We start from the raw sequence: 23,875 nt of genomic DNA, 5'->3' as shown, positions 1-23,875 counted from the left end.
AATGATCCGGGAGTGGGCAAACACTTCCGGTTTCATGGATTAAAATTGAGTAAAATGCTACCTCATAATTTTAATCCTCCTTCCTTCGACTTTAAATTTCAGTTTATTTGTGGACTGCAATACTTTCAATGTTTTTTGCAGGGAATTAGATTTAGAAACAGACCCTCCGAAATGGATGTCTTTAAAATCACCTTCATATACCACTTGCACATCATACCAACGGGCAAGCTTCCTCATTGCAGTATGGATTGGTTCATCGTTAAACAGGAAGTAGCCATCTTTCCAGGAAATAAACTCTTCGGTATCGACGGCTACAATCTTAAATTGCTGCCCTGTCTGTACGGCCTGTTCTCCTGGTTTCAAAGTATAAGCTGCTGTTTTATCCGGCATCCCTACATTCACACTTCCCTGGAGGAGTGTTGTTCTGATGCCTGATTCTTCTGGATAAGCATTGATGTTAAACTTAGTTCCCAACACTTCGACCTGTTGAGTTTCAGTCATCACTTTAAAAGGTTTGGTTTTGTCTTTTGTAACTTCAAAATATCCCTCTCCTTTCAATTCAACGATTCTTTCGGCAGTATTAAATACTGTAGGATAACGAAGTGAAGAAGAAGAGTTCAGCCAGACTTTTGTTCCATCAGGGAGGATCACCTGGTATTGTCCACCGATACCGGTTTCTATTTTATTATAATCAGACCTGCCCTTATTGTTCTCTTCAGTTGGCAGATAAACCAATTCTCCGCCATTGTTGAGATGAATCTTTACTCCGTTTCCTGCGGTGATGATCCTATTGGAGCTTTCAGTCAGGGCCACCTGATGCCCGTCAGCCAGGGTAAGCATCGCCTTATTTCCTCCCGGTTGGATATCGGAGACCTGTTCCGGAGCTTCTTTAGGTCTTAAAATGTAGTTGGGGTTGAAAAAATAGAAGCCAAGCCCTGAAATGATCAGAATTGTGGCTGCCACCGCTATTTTATAAAACAACCTAAACGATTTTGGTTTCGGCCGCTCTTCAGTAGCCGCATTGATCCTGGCCCATAAAACGGATACCTCTTCCTCCCTCAGTTCAGCTCCTTTACCTACAGCATTCTTTTGCAAAAAATTCAGGTAAGCATTATAGAGGGAAAGCTCAGCATATGAAGCACTCCCATCCGAAACTTTGCCTGCCAGCATTAAGAATTCACTTTCTTTCATATCAGTTTTATCGGTTCGTTATGTATAGAAACCTTAAAAAGATGATTCCCCCCAAAAGAAAATTAAAATAATTTGACCTTCTGATTTACACCAGCTAAATTCTACCATAGAATGCTCAACAAAGGATTCTTAGTCATTTTCTGACGCAATTTTTTTAAAGCAATGCTGATCTGATTTTCTACGGTTTTCTCAGAGATGTTTAACCTTTCTGCAATTTCTTTATGACTGAGACCTTCTATCCTGCTGAGCTGAAAAACATGCCTGCACTTATCCGGAAGTGTTTCAATGAATCCATAAATAAACTCCTTCAGCTCTTTTACTTCCAGCTCATCATGGTCATAAAACAAATCACCAGGCTGAATATCTTTTATTTTCAGATACACAGAATCCCTGAGCTTACCATCACGAATGTAATTCGCAATTCTAAACTTAACCCCTACAAACAGATAACTCTTAATGGAGGTCGCTTTAATCTGGGCACGGTTATTCCAGAACCAGATAAAGACCTCCTGTAAAACGTCGTTAGCCGCATCCCGGTCATTCAGGATCCCATTCGCATACCTGAATAAAGCCTGCACATGACGGTGATACAATTCATTAAAAGCAGTACGGTCACTTAACTGAATTAAGTGGAATAATGCAATATCTGAATCCTTTTGGTCTGACATAGAGGTTACAAAAAAACGAATATATCATATTAAATTAATATTGAGCTTTGGCAGGCAGGCACCAAGGAATGAAGGGAATAAGTATATAAATCTGCCAAATCTCTGATCGGATCATTTCAATTAATTAATCCGGGGAGCAAGATAAAATCCTTAACTTTTGTACATGTGTGGTAACATATTTCGATATTAAGCCATTATCAACAGAAAAAAAGATTTTTTTCAATTACTTTGAATTCAGCCAGTCAAACGCAAACTGATGAACTTCATCAATCCTATCTGTTTTTTTTACTTTTCCATCAACTGTACTGCTTTCCTGAAAATAATGGTTCGCATTGGGGTAAACTTTATAAGTCAGGTTCTTTTTGCCTTTTCTTAAAAACTCCAGGCGGGCATAATCCATATCCATGATGTTCTGATGGTTGTCCTTTCCTCCGGCAACATATAAAATCGGAATACCCAGCTGGAGCATATTTTCCAAGGGTGTTGTTTTCGTAAAGCTGCTCCACTTCAGATAGGTTTCCCCGTACCAGGTTTCATCAACAGACAAAGGCTTCGCGTAGATTTTCTCATATTCAAGATACAGGGAGTCTACCCTTCGCTGTCCTTCTTCCGCTGATATTGTGCCCCTGTCTGCTTCCAAACGGGCCTCAAGGATAAAATCATAGAGCTGATTCAGTGCATTTCCTACAAAGCAGACCACATGGGTCACTTTCTTATTCAAAACCGCCACCCTGGGGGCAACCTGTGAACCTTCAGAATAGCCCATCACGATGATTTTCTTTTGATCTACAGGCAGTTCCCTGACCAGGAAATTGATTGCTTCGGCAGCAGTTCCCGCACGCCAGTCCAGGCTATACCGCTCTTTATAAGTTTTATTTCCCAGATAAAAGGCCCTGCCAGACTCACTATAACGCAAAGAATCACTAAAAGGGATTCCTGGTTTACTGATCAGAACGATGTAATAATCTTTTGCATATTTTGCGATATCTAAAGCAATAGAAGTTGAATACCTCCCGGATTTGGTCTTAAACTGGATCGGATAATTCCCTGAGCCATCCAGGTAAATCAGTAATGGCCTTGGGCCTTTGGCTGTTGGCTTGCTAACATGTATACTGAAATCCCCCAGTTTACTGGCCGACAACTCATAATCCTCAAACATTCCTTTCGGAAAAACCTGTGCGGATACGCTGAAGGTACAAATAGAAAGAAAGGCCAGTACATAAAAAGTTTTACTCATTTTTGTGTTACTCATATTTTAAGGCATCTACCGGATTGGCCCTTGCCACTTTAAAAGTCTGTAGACTGATCGTTATTAAAGCGATCAGCAGAGATAAAAATAAAGCCAGTAAAAAAGGCCATAAAGTAATGTCTATTTTATAATCATATTTCTGCAGCCACTTACTGGCGAAGATATAAGCAACAGGGAAAGCGATCAGGTTAGCGATCAGCACCAGTTTTATGAAATCTTTATTCAGCAGGACCAGGATGCTTTTAAGGTCAGCGCCCAGCACTTTTCGGATACTGATCTCCTTGCTCCGTTGTTCTGCCATATACAAAGCCAGGCCTAGTAAGCCCAGACAGGATATAAAAATGGCAAATCCGCCAAACAGGTTGGAAAGTACGCCGATCAAACGCTCATTTTTAAACTTATCTTCCATGGACTGGCTAATGAATTGTGGTTCTACAGGGTAAGCCGGATCAATCACAGCGCCTAATTCAATAATTAATTTTAAGGACTTACTTAAGCTTTTAACAGGGTTAAGGCGTAACAAAATCGTATTGATTTCATTTAGATTACAAAAAAACAATGTTGGTGCAACTTTAAAAACTGCAGATTCATAAGTGTAATCTTTTACCACCCCAATGACCGTATAATTGATTCCTTCCCATTTGATCCTGGTACCTACAGGATTTTTAAGGCGCATCGCTTTTACTGTACTTTCATTTAAAACTACCCCTAAAGAGTCTGAACCAAATTTCCGGGAGAAATCCCTGCCAAGCAGCATACGGGCTCCAATGGTTTTGCTGAAGTCATACCCTACTTCTCTAAAATTCATGACAATATTTTCGTCAGGAAGTTTGCCTGGCCATTCAAATGAGCTGGTACTATTCCCTCCATTAGTTAGTCCATTAGACATCTCGGTGGCGGAAAGTATTGCTCCGGATTTAAGTAATTCTGCTTTAAATAATTCTGTTTTGGAATATTTTTTCAACTCACCGGACCGATCAATCTGCACCAGATTGTGCTGATCAAATCCTAAGGGCTTATTCCTGATAAAACTAATCTGACCATAAATGATAATTGCAGAAATGATCATGCAGATAGAAAATCCGAACTGCAGCACTACTAAGATCTTACGAACTGGCAAAGAGCTTCTTCCGGCGTTATTAAAGCCTTTAAGTACCTTCACAGGAATAAACGAAGAGAGATAGAAAGAAGGATAACTTCCCGCAATAACTCCTGTAAAAAACAATAAAAACAACAGTACAATCCATAACACAGGGGAGCTGTAGTTAATGGACATATTTATTTCCAGCAGATGATTAAAATAGGGCAATGAAGCTTCCGTAAGAACGAAAGCGATGAGTATCGCCACAAATGAAAGCAGTATTGACTCTGTGAAAAACTGGATTGCAATTGCGATTCTGGAAGAACCAAGCGTCTTCCGAACCCCCACCTCCCTTGCCCGTTTTTCTGAACGTGCAGTAGATAAATTCATATAGTTAATACAGGCAATGAGTAGTACAGAAAAGGCAAGAAAAAGAAATAGCTTTATTTGTCCGATTTTTCCGCCATCCTGAATTCCATTCTCAAATTTATTGTACAAATGCCCCTTAGTTAAGGGAAACAAAAAAGCTTCAGACCTGGTATTTTCTTCATTTAATTTAAACAGTTTTCTAATCTGAGTATCCACCTGATCGGCATTACTGTTTTCTTTCAGCAGAATTATAGTATTGCAGAATCCGGCTCCCCATCCGCTGGTTTTGACAAAAGAATTTTCTTGTTCAAAGAATTCCCAAGACATCAAAACATCAAACTGGTAAGTTTGGTTACGGGGAGGATCTGCTATAACTGCAGTTACCTGAAGGTCTTTTCTATTGTCCCATTTTATACTTTTCCCAATTGGATCTATATCTCCAAACAGTTTTTTTGCCGTACTCTCGGTGATTAATATGGAATTAGGATCTGCTAGCGCCGCTACAGCGTCTCCTTTGATAAATTTATAATCCAGTATTTTAAGAAAAGAAGGGTCTACATAAGAAACATTTTTTTTGAAAGTACTGTGCTCATAGTTGAATAGCACACCCCACCTTCTCACCACACGACTTGCTTGCTCTATTTCGGGAATCGTTTGTAATACTGCAGGGGCGAGCGTATTGGGAAGCGCATCTCCGGTAATTCCGTAAGTGAAAGTCTGATCACTCGAGCGGTAGTTTTTATATACCCCATAAATACGGTCAACTGCCCGATATTGCTTATCGTAACTCCATTCATAATTCACATAGAGCAAAAACATCAGGCAGCAGCTCATCCCAATAGCCAATCCACCGATATTAATAAGAGTAAAGCCTTTGTTTCTCAAAAGGTTCCGCAATGCAATTTTCAAATTAAGCCTGAACATCTGATCATTTTTTTGCAGGTAATAACGAAAGGACGTGCCAGAAACAAAAAAGTTTCATCTGCTCACATTACAGCAATTTTTTGAATTTCCGGTTGTTCAAAAATGAACAATGCATGTGCGTTAATGAACGTCGTTTACGTAAAAATAATGATAGTATTTCCTTAAAGCAGGTCCATTTCGAAGATACCTGATCGGGAACTTGCTGAAATCCCTATATTTTGGTATCCTTGAGCACACAACTGAAACCAAACAAATTATAAATGTCTACAAAAGAACTAAGTCCTGACTTATTAAAAACAAAACAACATTTCGAAATTCTTGATGGATTACGTGGAATAGCCGCCATTTCCATCGTCGTTTTTCATTTTATGGAAATGGTGTACCTCCCCGACAAGAATTTCATTGCCCACGGATTTCTTGCAGTAGATTTCTTCTTCTGTTTATCGGGGTTTGTAATTGGCTATGCTTATGACGACCGGATAGGTAAAATGGGCCTCGGCCAGTTTTTCAAATCCAGGCTGATCAGACTACAACCATTGGTAATTTTAGGCTCAGTATTGGGTTTACTGGCTTTTCTTTTCGATCCATTCGGAGGGCATCCGGAAGTATACAGTGCAGGTAAGATCATACTGATATTTCTTGCTTCCGTTTTTATGATTCCTTTTCCTGTAATTGAAGAACGTTCTTTCAATTTATTCGGAATAAATGCCCCTGCCTGGTCATTATTCTGGGAATATGTAGCCAATATCGTTTATGCTTTGGTGCTTTGCAGAATCGATCGCCGTTACCTGCTGGTATTAACCGTCATTGCTGCCGGAGTACTGTGTTATGTGAGCCATCGTGCCGGAGGATCTCTTCTGGGTGGATGGGGAGGACCAAATGCCTGGGATGGTGGTGCCCGTATTTTTTATTCCTTTTTAGCCGGCTTGCTGATCTTCCGCTTCAACCTGATCCTAAAAAATAAGCTCGGTTTTATCGGACTGTCGGCCTTGTTATTATTGGCCTTCCTGATGCCTTACAGCAAATGGAACTGGATTACAGAACCACTGGTTGTTCTCCTTTATTTTCCTTTGTTGCTTTCCCTTGGTGCGGGTGCGACATTAACCCAGGGATTTAAAAAGCTATGTGTATTTTCAGGCAAGATCTCCTATCCATTGTACATGACCCATTATGCATTCATCTGGATGTTTTTAAATTACTATACCAGTCATAAACCAGAAACAGGTCAACTTACCTTAATCATCATTACAGGAACAATTCTACTAACCTGCATTGCTTATTTTGTGATGGTTGCTTTTGACATTCCGGTACGGAAGTACCTAACAAATAAAAGGAAATAACGCTCTTCTTTAACATCAAACAGGGAAGGTCAAAGACGTATAAGACCTGTATATATGCTGTATATACGCTCCCTACACGCTCCGGGGTTGAGAGGTAGTTCGAAGGTTATTGAGAGGTAGTTGAAAGGCTAAACAACTATGGAACTATCTCTCAGATATCTTCCACCTACCTCTCACCTACCTTCCAACCCCAGAGAATCTCAGAAGGTGTAAACCTCTATCAGGAATACGACGATAAGTTTACATATGGCTCTATATAAAACAAAAAAGGTGCCTGATCAGGCACCTTCAATTAATATTTTTTAGGGTTTACAACGTATAGCCTATTGAAAGTCTAAAGCTCGCAGGTGCTAAAGCTCCCCATCCATAATGCTTATAAGTCCATGCACCAGGATAATAACCGGTATAGTTATATCGATCGGTAATGTTATTGGCTACCAATGAAATGTTATAGCGTTCCTTTACATAGGAAATTCCTGCATCAAGTGTAAATAAATCATCCGGCAGGTATTTGTTCTGTACTACCGGCCATCCTGCTCTTTTAATCTCATACTGATAACCAAGAGAGAAGCCCAATCCTGCTGTTTTACCCTCCTGAATGCGGTAAGTAGCCCAGCCATTGGTAATGTGTTTTGCTGTACCATCCAGATTATTGCCCACACGGCTGGCCGTATTGTCTTTTACGATCTTTGCATCAGTATAAGCATAGTTCAACATCACATTAAGACCACTAAAAATTTCTCCTTTAAGGTCAAACTCAAAACCTCTGGAACGGGCTTTCCCTGTTTGAACCATAATACCAGGTACACTTGGGTCTGCAACGGTAAGTAAATTTGTTTTTGTGACCTCAAAGATGGCAATTGAAGCAAGCCACTGTCCGTTCAGCCAGCTGCGTTTTGCACCAATTTCTTTATTCGTTCCCAGTGAAGGTTCTACTGCTCCACCTCCAACAAGCGTTCCCACCTGCTCCTGGAAAGACTGGTCATACAGCGCATAAACGCTGGTCTGTGGAGCTACGGTAGCGCTCAGTCCAACTCTTGGTGTAAAAGCATTATTTTTCACCAGTTTGCCATTTTCCGCACTGCTGGTCTTAGTCGTTCCGGTATACCTCAAGCCAAGGCTCAACCTCAGTTTATCAGAAAAAAAGGCCAGTTCATCCTGTACAAACACAGAAGTAAAAGTATACTCGCTCAGGCTTCCAATTCCTCTTTCACGAAGACTCTTTGACCTGTCGTAGTTTGGAAGGTTTGATTTTTTCAGCTTGCCGTACACCGGATTGTAGATATTAAAAACACCACCAACAGTATCCGCGAGAACCGACCAATCTGCATAATAAAGCTTTGAGCCAAGGTCTAGTCCGGCAAGGATGCGATGGTTAACATCACCAGTTTTTAGGGCACCATTCACAAATATTTGCCCTAGTGTAGAAGTATTTAGCGCATCATTGACAGATATCCCTCTATAAAGATCTCCCTTCTCATTGATGCTGTTGAACTTCGGATAAAGGGATTCACCCTGCATCCCTGAATTGATATAAGCCAATTGTGCCGTAACCTTCCAGTCTTTTGCCAGCTCATGGTTCAGGGTAACAAAGGCACTGTGGTCTTTGATCACCGTTGGATCTACAATTGGATCAGAAAAAGTGAAGGACCGTGGCAGGTCTTTAAAACCTTTCATAGAATAGGCATACTTCGCAAAACCACCTGTAAAAGCATTTTGGGAATAAGTATATTCTGCCGTGATGTCTGTCTTATCAGAGAATTTATATTTCAGAGAAGGATTAAGCCCCCAGAGTTCATTATTTGAATACTGGATAAAAGAGCCAACTTTGCTGCCCATTGCATTGAGCCTGAACAACAACTTTCCATCTTCAGTAAGCTTGCCATCGATATCTACTTCGGAGCGGTAAGTGCTGAAACTCCCCAGCATTAACTTTGCCGAAGTTTTTCCTGTACCCATTGGCTTTTTAGTGACCACATTGTATAGCCCTCCTGGTTGCGTATTCCCCATCAGAAAGCCTGCTGGTCCTTTGATAAATTCCACCCGGTCTACAAATGCAATGTCCTCTCTCAGTGGTCCAAAAGATCCGCCTACACTCATGCCGTTTCTCAGGTTAGTCGCACCAAATCCCCGCACAAAAATGCTCACACTTGCATCATTCTGATGTGCGATGGTGCGCACTCCACTTACATTCCTGGTGATGCCACTGGCAATGGTAAATGATTGTTGTTCTTCCAGCAGGGAGCGGTTGATGATCTGAATGCTCTGTGGAATTTCTACCAACGGGCGATCCAATTTCAGAGAATGGGAGCTGTAATTGGTATTGAACGATTTTGATTTCCCAATCACGGTAACCAGGTCGAGTGCATTTTCAGAAAGTTTCATCTTAAAGTCTACCTTGGAGCTGAAATCTGCTTTTACCTGTATCCTGGACGACAAAGCAGTCCAGCCAACATGTGATACTTCCAGCGTGTACTCCCCAACCGGAATCTCCTGAAAACTAAACTCCCCGGATTTATTACTGGAAGTTTTTCTTTTCAACTCTTTAATGCTGATGGTAATTCCCTCCATTGGATCTCCATTCTGCAACACCGTACGGCCTGAGATGGCACCCAGCTGCTGGGCAAAAAGAAAAAATGGCAATAAGGTGAGTATTGTACTAAACAATACCACCATTAAAATACCTTTTTCAGGTCTGAAACGCAGATATATATTCATTTATTAAGATTGATTATTAATAATGTTATTTTTACGGCACAAAAGTATGGCTGGGCCTTCAGAAAAAGCATAGACTTTGGGAGGGAAAACACCGCAACAGGGAGGAAAAATGAGTCGCATTAAAAACATATTGGAACAGGGAAGTTCCTTGCACAGTTATTATGACTTGTCAAGGGTGAAGGCAGAAATGAAAGAAGAACAGGCCATCTGGAAAAAAACGACCTACAAAGGAAGTCTTGGAGAGATCAATTCCTCTTATATAGATGGGGGAAAAGAGTTTATGTTTGCCGATTATCATCAGGAGATTTCCTGTGATACCCTGATCAAAACAGAAGTCGGACAACATACCTGCCTGGAGATGACTTTCATGCTGGAGATGGACGAACTGACCGATCAGATCAATGGGGAGCAAAATACTTATCGTGCCATGCAGCAAAATATACATTATATCGCCCCGGGTTCAGAAACAGAACTCTATTGCCGATCGGGAAAAAAGTACCGGAATTTCGATGTGTATATGGATCTTTCTACCCTCCAGGAATGGAAGCTGGACTATGCTCCTCTGGATGCCCTGATCAATGCCGTACAACTCGGAAAAAGTGCAACCTTATTTAAAGAATCCATTCCTGTCACCGCCAGCACCAAACGTATTTTGAAAGAGATCAGCTCCTCTGGGATGACCGGCATAGCGAGGGAAATATACATGAAAGGAAAGGTGTTTGAGCTTCTGGCACATCAGATCAATTTTGTAACACAAAAAATCAAAGTCCCTGAAGAAAAAGTCAGGTCAAATTTCAGGATGGGAGAATATGATATTAATGTCATTGAGAAAATAGCCAGATTTATTGAGGGCAATACAGAACCCTTTACTACCATAAAAGATTTCTCAAGACGCTACGGGATCAATGAACATAAACTAAAAAATGGTTTTAAGGCGCATTTCGGCAAACCGATCTTTGAATATGCACAGGACTTAAGAATGTTAAAAGCTAAAGAAATGCTGCAATCCTCACAGAAACCGATTAAAGAAATTGCTTATGAAATCGGTTATAAAACTCCGGTAGCTTTTACTGAAGCCTTTAAAAAGTATCATGATATGTTACCCAAAGAGATCAGGATGATGATGTAACCGTATTATTCTGTTGAGAATAGGTGTATGGGGTTAGCCCCATCCTCTTTTTAAATTCACAAAAGAAAGTGGTTTTGGAAGAAAAACCCGCCTGCCTGCCCAGGCCGTCAATACTATATTGCTGCAGGTTATCCTGAATGGAAAGCTGTTCGAGAATATAGTTTATCCTCAGACGGTTAACGAAACTGTTAAAATTTTCATTAAAATGCTCATTCAGAAGATAAGACAAATGATGAGGACTGGTATTCAGCAAATCTGCCAGTTGTTTAAGCGTAAGCTTCTTCTGGAGATAATATTTAAACCTGTCCATACTTTCTATAATGTCTTCTTTGGACAATTGCTGGTTTAAAGTTTTTCCGGCGTTCATCTTACCGATCATTTTCAGCAATGTAGCCGTCTTAATGTTCATAAAAGAAGCTGCAACTTCTATAGGGATCCGTTCGGCATGCTCTGGAAATGTCCTCAGGAAATAAATGTATTTGTCTTCCACACTCCCCATCCTTATAAAAATGGAACGATAATGGGCATCACCATAGTACATTTCCAAAACTTTCCGGAAGATCACATTCATCTCCGGATAAAGGTCATACAGACTATGGAAATACGTTGAAGACATGGCAACCAGATAAGAATCTTCCTCCGCTCTCACATCTTCCACACAAGGTTTATCTCCATACATCCCTTCAATTGCAGATAGAAATTCACCATCAACTGTTATAAAACTGGTAATCGTCTTTTCCTTATTTGTGATTTGTCCGCTAATGATCCCTTTAATCACAAAGTACACATGGCTGCTCAGCTCTCCCTTCCTCATTAGATAATCGTTCTTTTTCAAAAAAATATCAAAAGAATTGTCAAGGAACTCCTGGTTTAATTCGGCACTCAAAGGATGAAAGGAAGAAAGCTGCTGAAGAACCAGATGAACGGGATGAGACATGTTGAGCGTTAATTATTAATAACAAGATGATTACCAATCGTAAAGATAAATTTATTTCGAATAAACCCAGTCCGATCCCCCCAAAACATTAACTACGTAACAATAATGATTCGGAATTATAATCCCGAACCTCATTTCAGCGATAAATTCATGTTTTTCAGGAAAGTCTCAATAGATTTGATCAACCAAACAGACGCAACACGATTCAAACCATATTTTTTTCTCCCCCCTCTCAGGAGACTTCATCAACAATGGTACCCGTTTAGGCGGGTATCGTTGAGACAGTACCAATATACTTCCGGATATTCAAGTAAAATAAGCAACGACACTTTACAAGTTTTAAAAGGATTGATTAGTTTCGCTTTACCAATCCTATTATTTACAATTCAATGGAAAGCAGAAGAGATTTCATTAAAAAAGCAACATTACTAACCGGTGCCATGGGTATTGCAGGTGTATTACCTGCCTCCATTCAAAGAGCAATGGCAATCGATCCTAAAGTAGGAAGCACCTTTTTAGATGCAGAACATATCGTATTTCTAATGCAGGAAAACAGGTCATTCGACCATGCATTCGGAACGCTTAAAGGAGTAAGAGGATTTAACAATCCCAGGGCAATTACCCTGCCCAACCAATATCCGGTATGGTTGCAAAGCAATAAAAAAGGAGAAACTTATGCCCCTTTCAGGTTAAACATAAAAGACACCAAAGCCACCTGGATGAGTGCCCTTCCACACTCCTGGGAAAATCAGGTAGATGCCCGGAACAATGGCCGCTATGATGGTTGGCTGGAAGCAAAAAGATCAGGTCATAAGGAATATGCAGATATGCCTTTAACCATGGGATATTACAACCGGGAAGACATTCCGTTCTATTATTCTTTAGCGGATGCATTTACGGTTTGCGACCATAACTTTTGTTCTGTGTTAACAGGAACAAGCCCAAACCGCTGTTTTTTCTGGACAGGTAAGATCAGGGAAAAACAAGAAGAAAGCTCTTTGGCGCATCACTCTAACGACTATATCGACGGTTCGGAAAGGGTATCCTGGAGTACTTTTCCGGAACGCTTATCGAAACACAATGTGGATTGGAAAATATACCAGAATGAACTGAGCGTGGGCGTAGGTTTTGAAGGCGAAGAAGACGACTGGCTCGCTAATTTTACGGACAACGACATGGAGTTTTTTAAACAATACCATGTTAAAAGACATCCCGAACATCTGGTTTACCTGCGCAAAGCAAAAACAGCACTGGAAACAAAATTAAAAGAAAAAGCAGATCCTAAACTTCAGGAAAAGCTTCTGGCCCTGAACAAAGAAATTGATTTCCTGGAACAAAACCCACTGGACAAGCTAAGTCCGGAACAACAGGACCTGCATAAAAGAGCTTTTGTAACCAATAGGAACGATCCGGATTTCCATAGTCTGGAAAGCATTACTTACGACGACAAAGGCACTCAAAGAACCGCTAAAATCCCCAAAGGAGATGTATTACATCAGTTCCGTGCAGATGTTGATGCAGGGAAATTACCTACCGTTTCCTGGCTTGTTGCTCCTTCCAACTTCTCAGATCACCCGGGAGCACCCTGGTATGGCGCATGGTATCTATCTGAGTCCATAGATATTTTAACAAAGAATCCGGAGGTATGGAAAAAAACCATTTTCATCCTTACCTATGATGAAAACGATGGATATTTTGATCATTTGCCTCCTTTTGTTGCGCCCAATCCCAAAGATCAGGCAAGTGGAAAAATATCAAAATCATTAGATAGCAGTGCTGAATATATTTATAAAGGCGAAAACAGCAAAAGGGAAAGTTCTGTAGGCTTAGGTTTCAGGGTACCGATGGTGGTGGTTTCACCATGGTCAAGAGGTGGCTATGTCAACTCTCAGACCTTTGACCATACTTCTTCCATTCAGTTTCTGGAGCACTTTTTAACACACAAAACGGGTCAGAAGATCCAGGAAGATAATATTAGTTCCTGGAGAAGAAGTCTCTGCGGTGATTTAACTTCAGTTTTCAGACCCTATAACGGCGAACAGATTCCGCTGCCTAAAGCGGTAGAAAGAATGCCTTTTCTGGAGAGTATTCATAAAGCTAAATTCGCTAAACTGCCTGATAATTTTAAAAACCTGGATAAAGCAGCCATCGAAGGAATCCTTAAAAATCCTTTGCACAACCCCAACTTACCGAAACAGGAACCTGGGATTAAACCGGCAAATGCCATTCCTTATGAACTGTACGCACATGCAACACCAGATCATAAAAACAAACAGTTTAAAATCAGCTTTACTGCCGGCAATACCTTTTTTGGAGATAAAGCCAAGGGTGCTGGTTTTATCGTTTACGGGGCGGATAAAAACTGGAATTTCACTGTTGATGCTGGTGATACCGTTGACTACCAATGGCCATTAGCTGATTTTAAAGAAGAAACTTATGATTTGAAGGTTTACAGTGGAAATGGTTTTTACCGCAGGTATACCGGAAATATAAATGATCCTGAAATCGCAATCTCTTTAAGGTACCAAAGTGAAAAAGATGGCAGACGCATCAGTGGCAATGTACTGCTCCACATCCGCCGTCTGGCCAAAGGCAACCCGATTAAGTTAACCATCAAGGACAACAGCTATAAGAAGCCAGTGATCAATGTGGTCTTAAATAAGAATCAGGAGGAGATGTTTATTCCTATCGACATCAAAGCAAGCCATAGCTGGTATGATTTAACCGTAACCACTGAAAAGAATGATGTGTTTAGTCAGCAGTTTGCAGGACATGCAGAACATGCAAAGGAGAGTTTTACAGATCCGTTAATGGGTAACCGGTAAAAAAGGGTACTGCTTCAGTGTTTCTCTTTGAATTAGTTAAAGAGAGACATTGAAGCAACTAAACTTCAATCCTTGATTTAGGGATGCGCTCAGCCTGTAAAGTATGTCTTTCAATGTGATACACGAGAAACCTTAAGGTATCACCCAATCTTAGTTTTATCCATTTGGTTAATGATATTGCGGTTCTGGCCTTTGTCAGGTTAATGGCTTGACATTGAATAAGCAGCGATTCCAATTGCTCCTGTTGTTTTAGAAAACGATCTATAGTGGTAATGGTCAAATCTCCATGTAACGGATTCATTTCTTTTTGAGCTGACATTTTTTTAACGGATCCGGATTTAACCCGGATCAGGTTAACAAAATAGTTCCCAATTATCCCCGTCCTGAATACCCCTGGAACATTGCCAGGTTGATGAGACAAAACCTCCTGCGCTACAAGTGGAAGGTAAAAATCTCCATACAAATTTAAGTGTTCAATGCATTCTAAAATGCTCCATGTCTCTGCAGTTCTCTTATAATTTAACTGACTCAGATCCAGCATCCGCATTTTTCTGACTGCAATGCTGCACTTGCCTGTGATCTCTAAAAGTTCGGTAATCAATTCCTCATTCTTTATTTTCATATATATGTTTTTTTTCGGGTTATGAAGCGATCATGATCTTTAGATCCATTTTGTCATGTGATCTGTAAGGTGATGGTGCTTTCATTTCCTATTGCTTATGAATACAAAAATGAATAGAATGTATTTATTGGCCCTTGATTGAAATCAAGAATTCCGGATGCGGCTCAGCGTTTCCGGACTCATCCTTAAATACGCAGCAATATATTTTAAGGGAACATGCTGGAAAAGATTGGGACTGCGTTGAAGTACCCGTTGTAACCGTTCTTTGGGAGAAGTAGTCAGCAAATCGATCTCCCGTTCCATTTGTTGTGCAATTACATTTTCCAACAGCAGCTGATATCCTTTCAGACTGTCCTGATCTTTATTCACAATTGCAGACAGCGCTTCTTTAGAAATTACTTTTAAGGTGGTTTTCCTGATGGCCTCAATGTAAAACTCAGATGGACTGCCCTTAAGAAAAGAAGATAAAGAGTTGATCATTGAACCTTCATAACCCAAACGAATGGTCTGATCTTCATGTGCCGACAGTAAAAAAATCCTTACCGCACCGGATTCAATATAATATAAGTTCTTCTCTACCTCTCCTTCATTAAGTAATAACTCTCCTCTTGAACAGATCCTCTTTTCTCCACCGGTTTTCAGGGAATTGATCAATCGTGAAATGAAGTCTTGTTCAGTTGTCATTGCTAATCTTGATGCTGCCCTCAGCTTTTACTCAAATACAGGACGTAGAAAAGTACGTTCATAACTGATGATGCATTTGTTCTCTGTTGCAATTCTAAAGGTTTCCAGACATTCAGGATCTGTCTGCATCCGATTTCTATAGATTTCATAATCCGCTAAACTTGGAAATGAGAACAAGGCAAATGCAATATTATTTGCCCCTTCGCCGGGCATAAAGTAACCGTGATGGATCCCACCAAGACGGTTTACCAATTCTATCCATTTCTTACCATAGGCTTCAAAAGCAGCCAATTGATAAGGATCAATAATATATTTTAAATGACAGGTTACCATAATCGCATTTAGTTTTTGCTAAATGTACAGCTATAAAACAAAAAATTCTCCATCAGGTTATTCGCGTTTACACAATTTATTTAAATAGTACAGCACGTGTTTAAATGGCACAGCGTATGATTGCAAACTATAGGATTGGCAATGGCTAAAGCCCCCCAATAAATTCCAGTGCTTTTTTCAATAAAGGATCACGGTTATGAATGATATCTGAAATCGAATAGGAAACAGGAATGTCCACATGGATGCCTAGCCTTTGTGTTTCTGATCCATCCGGATAATAGATCCCCAAACCGGAAAAGTTAACCCGATAACCACCAGGAAGAATGGTCCGCGTTACATTGCCATCTGCTCCGGCAGTCTGGTTTCCGATTACGGTTACATTAGCCGCAGTTTTTAAGGTCATACAGGCCCATTCAGCTGCGCTTTGCGTTCTGCTGTCTACCAATAGGACGATCTTTCCTTTATAAGGTTCAGGATTCAATTTACCCACTTGTGAATAAGTTGTTCCTTTATTGGCGACCTCATATTTAAACGTCCCGGGTAAACTGAAATCAGGACGGGTAAGCATGCTGTATATTTTTGGTTCTTTCAGCAGATATTGCGGCACGAGGTAAGTCCCTGCACCATTTACAGGGTAATTTCTCATGTCAAAAATAATCGCTTTAGTATGTTTTAAAGGTGACATAATGCTGTCCAGATTGTTTCTATTGATATTGCTAAAAAACACATATCCAATGTTGTCGGATAACATTTTGTATTTTACGGGGCTCTCCATTTCAAAAAAATCTTTGTAATCTTTTAAGATTTCCCGTTTTTTCAGATTGACCTCCACATTGAATCTACTCCCATCGGGTTGATATCCGGAAAGTAAGGCCGTCTTCTTTTTACTGTTTAACACAAAGTAGTGCATACTTTTAAGCTTTCCTCCGCTATTTGATGCCGGAACATAAGCCCAATAGTCTTCAATTCTCTTCTTTAATGAGCTGCCATCTATAGCTTCAATAACACTGCCCGGTCTGATCTGTGATGGCTGACCGGCAGCATCAGTTCTTGTCACAACGGCTACATGATCAATGATGCGAAAATCAAATGCAGGACTATATTTTCCAGTGAAAGTATCAAATACCTGTGGCCATAAACCACCATGCGAATCATTGATCGAAGCAGCCATTTTCGCAAGTGTCTTATGATAAGAAAGAGTATCCTTTGCACTGATCATTTCTGGAATCAGCTCGTTTAAAACCTCATTCCAGGGCTTCCCTACTGCGTACTTATAGGGATAAAAGTATTGGATAACATTCCAGAACCTGAACAGTCCCAACAGTCTGTAACTGACATCCGGAAACTTCATTTCGGCATAAGGTTTTTCATTTGGTGTATATACCGTACTGTCATTATCAGGGTTTGGTTGTGCATAATGATTTAATCCCTGATAGGGATGTTTTGAAATGAAGGTTAACGCCTCTTTGTGTAGTCTGTTCAAACCTTTATTCTGCCAGATCCAGTTATGGTCCAGATTGCGTAGGTTCATGGCCTCCTGAGCTTTCGGGAAATATTCCGGTTCATTGTTTTTTCCTGCAATACTTAACATTTTTTGCACTTCCATATTCAACGGATCATTTGTCCTGGATCTTAAGACCTGATCAATGGAAGAAACGAGGACCGAATCCCAATTCTGTTTTCCCGTCGCAATCCCCGGATGGTAGTATTTCAACAAGCCCCAGCTTTTACAAAGAACGTTTAGTGCTGCAGTTTGATTTTTATGTTGTGCCTTTAAGTTTAGAGAGATTAAGCTGAAAAAGCCATAAACGAAAAAGCAAATGATTGTAATAATAATTCTCATGGCAATCAGTAAATAGTGTAATATACTAATCACTAGACAGCATTATTTTTTGATTGTTGCAGAATCCCCTCGGTCTCCATGTTTTTAATACTGTTCAAGGATACTTATTGAACCCGGCTATGGAGGTAAATTACGGATTTTCATGGCAAAAAAATATCATAACAGATTCAAATAGAAACAGTTTTATCAGTTAATAGTCTAATACGTCCTTATGTTTCTCTATAAAATCCGCCCATTTTACCGGCTGTTTCCCGGTGATCTCCGGAAAGTTATCAAAGGTATCATCCGCACCGGGAATCGTACCAGCTGCATAACGTTTCCAATGGTCATATACACAATTCATATAGGTCATTTCCGCGCCCGCATCTACCATAGATTGCAGAAAGACCTCAGGAGCAAGAGCTTCATAATAGAAAGGTTTCCCAATTACAGCAGTCATCAATGCCGCAAGTTCCTCAAACGTGACGGCATCATAACCCAGCCTGTAGGTCTTACCGCCATGCAATTCAGGATTAGCCAATGCAATGGCAGCAACCTGAGCAACATCATCCACATCCACCCAGCTCAGACGGGCATCCTTAACATACGCCTGAATTACCCCATTTTCTATCGCTTTTTTACCGCCATAACTCAATACGTTTTGCATAAAAGCTTCAGGACGCAAATGAGTATAAGAGAATCCCGACCACTCAATGTAACGTTCGATCAATTGATGCCAGGCCCAATGGGCAACCGTAGTATCATCGCGACCGCAGGCCCCAAGATGAACCACATGTTTCAGCCCGGCTTTCCTGGCATTATCCAGTAAGGCCTTACTCTGACGTAACATATCAACAGTATAACCGGTCACCATTAAAATACGGTCAATACCTTTCAAAGCGGACAAATGTGTTTGTTCATCATCAAAATCAAGGATAACGGTTGCGATTCCCCTGGCGGTAAATGGGGCTGCTTTTTCAGGACTACGTACTGCGGCTACAATTTCAACTTCTTTATTTAACAAAAGAAAATCGATCGTTTTACTGCCAACCTGTCCCGTTGCTCCGGTAACAAGTATTTTTGGGTGTGTGGTATTGGACATAGAATTTTGTATAAAATAATCAGGATACAAAGCTATCTCCTTTGTCAAAACTTAGCGTTGACCCCGGACAAGAAATAAACTTGATCTACGTCAATCAGGATGATTTACGGGAAGAAATATTCTTCTTAATCCGGCTTAAAGTTTCCGGAGCAAGACCAATGTAAGAGGCGATTAAATTTTGAGGGACTCTTTGGATCAAAGTCGGATTACATTCAGCGAGCCGGATATATTTTTCCTCCGCAGTGTGGGTGATGGCACTTACTAACCTTCTCTCCTTAGTCACCAGGCTATTCTGAAAAAGGATGCGGAAATAACGGTCCATTACAGGAATGCGCAATGTCATTTCTTCAAAACCTTCCAGGCTGATCATCAGAATTTCAGTCTCTTCAATAGCATCAATATTAAATGAAGCCTTTTCGCCTGAAAAGAAACTATACATATCTGAAGCCCACCAGCCTTCCAATGAAAACATACTGATGTGTTCCTCCCCCTTTTCATCAACATGATAAGATCGGAGCAAACCTTTTGTGACAAATGACAGGTGTTTGCAAATGTCAGCTTCCTGAACCAGGTACTGTCTTTTCCGAAGTTTTTTTGGGGTGAAAAAGGATTTGAGTACGGTCTGTTCTTCCTCTGTCAGAGCAACCTTTTCGAGAATATGAGCAACAAGAACTTCGAACATCTGCAATTAACTTAACGCGTTTTTTATGGAAAACTCAAAGATAAATTCTTCTCTGAATTTAAAAAAGCCGCTTTTCCGTGATCATTAACGGAAAAGGCGGTCTGTTGCTTCCGCAACTGTTGACAGGAAATTAACGGTTTTGCCATTATTGCTTTCATAAATAAAGTCCCTGATACTTTTTCCAGGATATTTACTGAATTCCCCAATGATGACCAGTTGTATCCTGTAGTTAGAGAATTTCTGAAGAATTTCTCCTGCAATACGGGTCTTCAAATCAAAAAAATCAGGCGTGAGGTTTGTTTCATGAATGATGATTTTATCATAACCTTGGTAGTACAGATCACCCATTAATTGCTGTCCGTCTTCTACATTACCTATTAAGACCTGATCAGAAATGACTTCAGCAATCTTAATTCCTCCTTGTTCGTGTGTTACAATGTTCATAATTTCAGCAATATAATTACTCCTTAATAATTGTGCGTTAGGATTTTAAAAAACAGCATTAACCTTAAACACATTTCAATTTTCAGGAAATAGCCCCAAATATCCAACAATAAACCAAACAATTAAGTTAATTAAATGTCAAAATTAATTACTAAAGCTACATGAATAACACAAAAACTCTAAATTTAGATTCTTAATTGAATATAGTTATGGAAATAAAACAAAAAACAGTAACAAGGATTAATCCAAAGACATTAGCTGCCCCGGTAGGTAATTATTCACATGTAACCAAAATATCAGGAAATGCAGACATATATACTTTCTCCGGTCAAATAGGAACAGATTCAAACGGAAATATTCCTGAAGATTTTAATCAACAGGTATCCAATACCTTTCAGAATATTAAACATGTTTTAGAGAGTCAGGGCTTACAATCAGACGATGTCATCAAGGTGAATATCTGGTCCATACCAAAAATCGATTGGGATCACTTTTATGTACTTTGGAACGAGTTCTTTGGGACAGCCTATCCTGCTATGACCGTTGGTTATCTTTCTGCTCTGGGCCTGCCGGAAATCCAGATAGAGATTGAAATCTGGGCAGCAAAATAGTGGTGTATTCCTGATTCCCTTGTTGCTTTACCTTCAACAAGGGAATTCATCCGGTACAATGCTTTTTGTTCTATCTGTCTTTCTGATTTTCGAAATTAAAATACAGCCATTTCGAATCCGGATACCGAAACTTAATCCCTCCCGACACCAGAAATACCAGACCTATTACCAGGAATATGATATGCATTCCCCACAAAGCCCAAAAATCGTTGACTCTGGAATCTTTGATCTGCCCGGAACCATACAGCACTTCTACCTCCTCATCTAAATTATAGCCTTTATTTAACCCGCCTTGTCTAAAGCTTACCACCTCATGATTTGCTGCAGTAAATTTAATTTCCGGATGAAACTTTCCATATTTAGTATCAATGACTATTCCTTTGGCAACTTCAGCTGCTCTGATAAATTTTTGAGTATTCAAGCTTAAAATCAGATTGCCTGCAAGGAGTAATATCCCTAAAACGATAAAAACGAGGCTGGCTATTTTCTTTGCTGATGATTTCATTATGCAGATTTACATTTTACGATCACAAAGTTGGCAATAAAATATGAATCACTGAGCTTTGAAAACCAATGATGCAACTTTTCTAAAGCTCTTGTGTCTTTTATTCATGAACCTAAACGCGCTACTATTACTTCCTATCTTTCTGACCCTGACAAGTCATTGTTTCGCTCAGCACAAAACAGAAAACAAAAGTCTTGAGCAAAGAATTGCTCAAATAGACAGTGCTTTTCAAAAAGACAATATTGAAAATTTCAATCACATTGTCCCCCTCCAAAGTCTTCAGGAATTTTATGCCTCAGTGGCGACTAAAGAGTTTCGAAGGGTAGCGGGGAAATCTAAAATCATTCGCATCAATAAAGATAGCGCCTTTGTTTTGCTAAGCGGCCTTGTATTGTATGGCAACTCCGGTGACGAAACCAATTATTCAGGCAACTATACAGGCATCTACAAATTTGAGCTGGTAGCCAGCGACTGGAAATTAAAAACCCCAATCAATGTTGACCGTAGCAATCAAATAAAAAAGCATGGTCTTAAAGTCGATATTCTTCCTGGAAAGGGGATAAAGGTCAGCGACACCCTTACCCTCGATGTTCATGATTTCCTTGGTTTTGCGACAAAACTAAACCACCGCGCCCGGTTAACGGCTTTGTCCCTCAACGGTTCTAAAATAGATTTCACATTTGGCGGAGGCTTACTATGGGTTAATGCAAAGCGCAAAAACAATCAAAAACTCATCATCGACTATACAATTGAGGTGGAGAAAGATGAAAAGGACGCAAATTCGGGTTATTTTGGAGATACATTTGGCCACCTGCGGAATCAATATTTCTGGCATCCGTTTTTCAGTTTTTCCAGTCCGAACGACAGGGCCGATTTCAGCCTGCATTGCAGTATTCCAAAAGCATATTACCTCTCCACAGGTTTACCGCAAAAAGAATCTGTTGCTGGTGATTCAAGAATAATTGTAGCCAAATCTGAGCTTCCAACTTTCGGTTTATCATTTTACTACGATAAAGAATGGGAGGTCAATACATTTAAGAAAGACCAAATTGATTTTGTGCTGTATGCTACAAAAGATTTTCTCCCTGCAAAAGAGGTATTGTATTCAGAATTCGCTAAAAATTACGATACCCTGCAAAAGCATTTTGGAAAACCATTGAGCAATTATTTTGGCATCGTGCAGGATAGATCAAATGGAAATGGATGGCTGAACAGAAGCAACAACATTGTGGTTGCAGGGGAAAAAGGCAGTACTTTAATTTTTGACAAGCCCAATCCCAGGGCCACATTTGGACATGAAATTGCTCATGGCTGGACAAGTCCCACAGGTGCGGCTACCAATTTTTTAATGGAAGGCTGGGCAACTTATGCCGAATCCTTATTATTGGCTTCCGTCTATGGCGATACGATCATCAGCAGGTTCTTTGCTTCTCAAAAGAGGAATTACATCAAGGGCGAATTTGATGGCAACAGCTCGTTATGGGACGATTATAGCAATAGTGGTGTTTCTTACAGTAAGGGCTCCTGGTTGTTCTATATGCTGGAGCATCAATTGGGGAAAAAGAAACTCTCCACAGTGATGAAAAACTTTATCAAATCCGGAGATCAGTCTATCCGGTCGTTTATACATGAAATCAGCCGTGTTGCGGACAAGAATATGGAGCCTTTTCTGCTTTCCTGGTTGAAGAGCAGGGAGATTCCATCATTAAACATTCAGCAATCCCCAAATCAGCTTAACATCCGTCAGGAAGGAGCTCTTTTTATCTTTCCAATAGAGATCAGGCTCAAACTCAAAGATGGAACATCTTTGAACAAGGTCCTGAATATGGATAGCAAAGAACAAACGTTAAAGGTAACTGAAGGCGAAATTGACAGTTACATTGCAGATCCTGACCACAAGTTGTTGTTTATTGTAAAATAGAGATGAGCGAAATAAGCTGCCGTTCCTGGCAACTTATCCGGTGTTTTTCCTGAAATTGAAAATACAAGCAGGAAAAAACCATTGTTGTACAGAAAATTATTATTAGAACCATTATATTGTTAAATTGGCACAATTGATGCATTAAGCGCAGGAGAGTAATCCTGATCATCTGCTCAATAAAAGTTTGATATCAGCCGGAACAGTAAAAAACAGCGCCCAACCCATAAACATACGTATATGTTAATAATCAATAATTTCGAAGAGTATAAATCCCATTTAGGTAAAGAATTAGGTGTTTCCAACTGGCATAAAATTGATCAGGAACAGATTAATAAATTTGCTGATGCCACTTTGGATCACCAATGGATACATTTAGACGAGGAGAAGGCTAAAAACGAAGGCCCTTTCAAAGCAACCATAGCGCATGGTTATCTCACGATATCATTAATTCCCTACCTCTGGAAGCAGATTGCAGATGTCCGCAACATTAAAATGGAAATCAACTACGGCATAGAGAGCTTTAGATTTGGACAGGCTGTGGTGGTCAACAGTGAGGTTCAGCTAAAGGCCAAACTGATTTCAATCGCAGATTTAAGAGGAGTTACTAAAGTCACTATTGAAGCCACACTGAACATTAAAGATCAGCCAAAACCAGCTTACATCGGTAACGTAGTATTCCTGTATCATTTTATATAAAGGGAAATTTCCCTTGTGAAAA

Annotated in this window: 20 protein-coding genes; 6 read left to right on the top strand and 14 right to left on the bottom strand. The window is 40.1% G+C overall.

Annotation, left to right across the window (positions count from 1 at the left end; genetic code table 11):
* Window positions 1-57: 57 nt before the first annotated feature.
* The 4 genes from BUC20_RS10285 to BUC20_RS10270 form a co-directional block, all read right to left on the bottom strand.
* Entirely contained in the window at window positions 58-1,191 is a 1,134-nt protein-coding gene (locus tag BUC20_RS10285; RefSeq protein WP_073230578.1) for a FecR family protein, read from the bottom strand.
* Between the two features lie 101 nt (window positions 1,192-1,292).
* Window positions 1,293-1,859, bottom strand: a complete 567-nt coding sequence (locus BUC20_RS10280) for an RNA polymerase sigma-70 factor (RefSeq protein ID WP_073230576.1) — start codon at window positions 1,857-1,859, stop codon at window positions 1,293-1,295.
* 223 nt (window positions 1,860-2,082) lie between these two features.
* Window positions 2,083-3,111, bottom strand: coding sequence for an alpha/beta hydrolase family protein (locus tag BUC20_RS10275; protein ID WP_073230574.1), 1,029 nt, complete (start codon window positions 3,109-3,111; stop codon window positions 2,083-2,085).
* Entirely contained in the window at window positions 3,104-5,482 is a 2,379-nt protein-coding gene (locus BUC20_RS10270) for an ABC transporter permease (protein WP_073230572.1), read from the bottom strand. The genes BUC20_RS10275 and BUC20_RS10270 overlap by 8 nt, the downstream gene beginning before the upstream one ends.
* 260 nt (window positions 5,483-5,742) lie before the next feature.
* On the opposite strand from BUC20_RS10270, the gene BUC20_RS10265 reads away from it, so the two are divergent.
* Complete coding sequence (locus BUC20_RS10265) at window positions 5,743-6,822, top strand: acyltransferase family protein (RefSeq protein WP_073230570.1); 1,080 nt, start codon at window positions 5,743-5,745, stop codon at window positions 6,820-6,822.
* A gap of 309 nt (window positions 6,823-7,131) precedes the next feature.
* Here the strand turns inward: BUC20_RS10265 and BUC20_RS10260 are convergent, their stop codons facing one another.
* A complete protein-coding gene (locus BUC20_RS10260; protein WP_200800921.1) occupies window positions 7,132-9,540 on the bottom strand; it encodes a TonB-dependent receptor in 2,409 nt (802 codons plus the stop codon).
* Window positions 9,541-9,649: 109 nt separating this feature from the next.
* Here BUC20_RS10260 and BUC20_RS10255 point away from each other — a divergent pair, with 109 nt between their 5' ends.
* Window positions 9,650-10,669, top strand: coding sequence for a helix-turn-helix domain-containing protein (locus BUC20_RS10255; protein WP_073230568.1), 1,020 nt, complete (start codon window positions 9,650-9,652; stop codon window positions 10,667-10,669).
* On the opposite strand, the gene BUC20_RS10250 is transcribed toward BUC20_RS10255, so the two are convergent.
* Window positions 10,653-11,606, bottom strand: coding sequence for a helix-turn-helix domain-containing protein (locus BUC20_RS10250; protein WP_073230567.1), 954 nt, complete (start codon window positions 11,604-11,606; stop codon window positions 10,653-10,655). The two genes, BUC20_RS10255 and BUC20_RS10250, sit on opposite strands and share 17 nt — an antisense overlap.
* A gap of 389 nt (window positions 11,607-11,995) precedes the next feature.
* On the opposite strand from BUC20_RS10250, the gene BUC20_RS10245 reads away from it, so the two are divergent.
* Window positions 11,996-14,431, top strand: a complete 2,436-nt coding sequence (locus tag BUC20_RS10245) for a phosphocholine-specific phospholipase C (protein WP_073230565.1) — start codon at window positions 11,996-11,998, stop codon at window positions 14,429-14,431.
* A gap of 58 nt (window positions 14,432-14,489) precedes the next feature.
* Here BUC20_RS10245 and BUC20_RS10240 read toward each other — a convergent pair whose 3' ends face one another.
* The 7 genes from BUC20_RS10240 to BUC20_RS10210 all read right to left on the bottom strand — a co-directional run bounded on the left by BUC20_RS10240 (window position 14,490) and on the right by BUC20_RS10210 (window position 20,120).
* Window positions 14,490-15,053 carry a DinB family protein gene (locus BUC20_RS10240; protein ID WP_073230563.1) on the bottom strand — a complete coding sequence of 188 codons (564 nt, stop codon included), beginning with the start codon at window positions 15,051-15,053 and terminating at the stop codon, window positions 14,490-14,492.
* A gap of 144 nt (window positions 15,054-15,197) precedes the next feature.
* Window positions 15,198-15,737: a Crp/Fnr family transcriptional regulator gene (locus BUC20_RS10235; protein WP_073230561.1), complete on the bottom strand. Its 540-nt coding sequence runs from the start codon at window positions 15,735-15,737 to the stop codon at window positions 15,198-15,200.
* Window positions 15,738-15,764: 27 nt separating this feature from the next.
* Window positions 15,765-16,070: an NIPSNAP family protein gene (locus BUC20_RS10230; RefSeq protein ID WP_073230560.1), complete on the bottom strand. Its 306-nt coding sequence runs from the start codon at window positions 16,068-16,070 to the stop codon at window positions 15,765-15,767.
* Between the two features lie 145 nt (window positions 16,071-16,215).
* The gene (locus tag BUC20_RS10225; RefSeq protein ID WP_073230558.1) at window positions 16,216-17,913 is read right to left on the bottom strand and encodes a S41 family peptidase; all 1,698 of its coding nucleotides are present in this window, start codon (window positions 17,911-17,913) and stop codon (window positions 16,216-16,218) included.
* 190 nt (window positions 17,914-18,103) lie between these two features.
* A complete protein-coding gene (locus BUC20_RS10220) occupies window positions 18,104-18,994 on the bottom strand; it encodes an SDR family oxidoreductase (protein WP_073230556.1) in 891 nt (296 codons plus the stop codon).
* A 94-nt stretch (window positions 18,995-19,088) separates the two neighbouring features.
* Window positions 19,089-19,676, bottom strand: coding sequence for a Crp/Fnr family transcriptional regulator (locus tag BUC20_RS10215; protein WP_073230554.1), 588 nt, complete (start codon window positions 19,674-19,676; stop codon window positions 19,089-19,091).
* Window positions 19,677-19,760: 84 nt separating this feature from the next.
* Complete coding sequence (locus tag BUC20_RS10210) at window positions 19,761-20,120, bottom strand: DUF4180 domain-containing protein (RefSeq protein ID WP_073230553.1); 360 nt, start codon at window positions 20,118-20,120, stop codon at window positions 19,761-19,763.
* A gap of 209 nt (window positions 20,121-20,329) precedes the next feature.
* Between BUC20_RS10210 and BUC20_RS10205 the strand changes: the two genes are divergently transcribed.
* Window positions 20,330-20,731 carry a RidA family protein gene (locus BUC20_RS10205; protein ID WP_073230551.1) on the top strand — a complete coding sequence of 134 codons (402 nt, stop codon included), beginning with the start codon at window positions 20,330-20,332 and terminating at the stop codon, window positions 20,729-20,731.
* Between the two features lie 70 nt (window positions 20,732-20,801).
* Here BUC20_RS10205 and BUC20_RS10200 read toward each other — a convergent pair whose 3' ends face one another.
* Window positions 20,802-21,236, bottom strand: a complete 435-nt coding sequence (locus tag BUC20_RS10200; protein ID WP_073230549.1) for a DUF3592 domain-containing protein — start codon at window positions 21,234-21,236, stop codon at window positions 20,802-20,804.
* A gap of 106 nt (window positions 21,237-21,342) precedes the next feature.
* Here BUC20_RS10200 and BUC20_RS10195 point away from each other — a divergent pair, with 106 nt between their 5' ends.
* Window positions 21,343-23,157, top strand: coding sequence for a M1 aminopeptidase family protein (locus BUC20_RS10195; RefSeq protein WP_073230547.1), 1,815 nt, complete (start codon window positions 21,343-21,345; stop codon window positions 23,155-23,157).
* Window positions 23,158-23,394: 237 nt separating this feature from the next.
* Window positions 23,395-23,853: a MaoC family dehydratase gene (locus tag BUC20_RS10190; protein ID WP_073230545.1), complete on the top strand. Its 459-nt coding sequence runs from the start codon at window positions 23,395-23,397 to the stop codon at window positions 23,851-23,853.
* Window positions 23,854-23,875 lie beyond the last annotated feature (22 nt).

The organism is Pedobacter caeni (assembly GCF_900129215.1).
GTDB lineage: Bacteria > Bacteroidota > Bacteroidia > Sphingobacteriales > Sphingobacteriaceae > Pedobacter > Pedobacter caeni.
The sequence above is the reverse complement of the archived record's forward strand: the minus strand, read 5'-3'. Positions and strand labels throughout refer to the sequence as shown.

What these genes read in the sequence shown, in the direction of transcription:
- BUC20_RS10250 (WP_073230567.1), bottom strand. Translation starts at nt 11,606, where the DNA reads ATGTCTCATCCCGTTCATCTGGTTCTTCAGCAGCTTTCTTCCTTTCAT.
- BUC20_RS10195 (WP_073230547.1), top strand. Translation starts at nt 21,343, where the DNA reads ATGAACCTAAACGCGCTACTATTACTTCCTATCTTTCTGACCCTGACA.
- BUC20_RS10205 (WP_073230551.1), top strand. Translation starts at nt 20,330, where the DNA reads ATGGAAATAAAACAAAAAACAGTAACAAGGATTAATCCAAAGACATTA.
- BUC20_RS10265 (WP_073230570.1), top strand. Translation starts at nt 5,743, where the DNA reads ATGTCTACAAAAGAACTAAGTCCTGACTTATTAAAAACAAAACAACAT.
- BUC20_RS10240 (WP_073230563.1), bottom strand. Translation starts at nt 15,053, where the DNA reads ATGAAAATAAAGAATGAGGAATTGATTACCGAACTTTTAGAGATCACA.
- BUC20_RS10220 (WP_073230556.1), bottom strand. Translation starts at nt 18,994, where the DNA reads ATGTCCAATACCACACACCCAAAAATACTTGTTACCGGAGCAACGGGA.
- BUC20_RS10190 (WP_073230545.1), top strand. Translation starts at nt 23,395, where the DNA reads ATGTTAATAATCAATAATTTCGAAGAGTATAAATCCCATTTAGGTAAA.
- BUC20_RS10270 (WP_073230572.1), bottom strand. Translation starts at nt 5,482, where the DNA reads ATGTTCAGGCTTAATTTGAAAATTGCATTGCGGAACCTTTTGAGAAAC.
- BUC20_RS10260 (WP_200800921.1), bottom strand. Translation starts at nt 9,540, where the DNA reads ATGAATATATATCTGCGTTTCAGACCTGAAAAAGGTATTTTAATGGTG.
- BUC20_RS10215 (WP_073230554.1), bottom strand. Translation starts at nt 19,676, where the DNA reads ATGTTCGAAGTTCTTGTTGCTCATATTCTCGAAAAGGTTGCTCTGACA.
- BUC20_RS10275 (WP_073230574.1), bottom strand. Translation starts at nt 3,111, where the DNA reads ATGAGTAACACAAAAATGAGTAAAACTTTTTATGTACTGGCCTTTCTT.
- BUC20_RS10245 (WP_073230565.1), top strand. Translation starts at nt 11,996, where the DNA reads ATGGAAAGCAGAAGAGATTTCATTAAAAAAGCAACATTACTAACCGGT.
- BUC20_RS10200 (WP_073230549.1), bottom strand. Translation starts at nt 21,236, where the DNA reads ATGAAATCATCAGCAAAGAAAATAGCCAGCCTCGTTTTTATCGTTTTA.
- BUC20_RS10225 (WP_073230558.1), bottom strand. Translation starts at nt 17,913, where the DNA reads ATGAGAATTATTATTACAATCATTTGCTTTTTCGTTTATGGCTTTTTC.
- BUC20_RS10280 (WP_073230576.1), bottom strand. Translation starts at nt 1,859, where the DNA reads ATGTCAGACCAAAAGGATTCAGATATTGCATTATTCCACTTAATTCAG.
- BUC20_RS10255 (WP_073230568.1), top strand. Translation starts at nt 9,650, where the DNA reads ATGAGTCGCATTAAAAACATATTGGAACAGGGAAGTTCCTTGCACAGT.
- BUC20_RS10235 (WP_073230561.1), bottom strand. Translation starts at nt 15,737, where the DNA reads ATGACAACTGAACAAGACTTCATTTCACGATTGATCAATTCCCTGAAA.
- BUC20_RS10230 (WP_073230560.1), bottom strand. Translation starts at nt 16,070, where the DNA reads ATGGTAACCTGTCATTTAAAATATATTATTGATCCTTATCAATTGGCT.
- BUC20_RS10285 (WP_073230578.1), bottom strand. Translation starts at nt 1,191, where the DNA reads ATGAAAGAAAGTGAATTCTTAATGCTGGCAGGCAAAGTTTCGGATGGG.
- BUC20_RS10210 (WP_073230553.1), bottom strand. Translation starts at nt 20,120, where the DNA reads ATGAACATTGTAACACACGAACAAGGAGGAATTAAGATTGCTGAAGTC.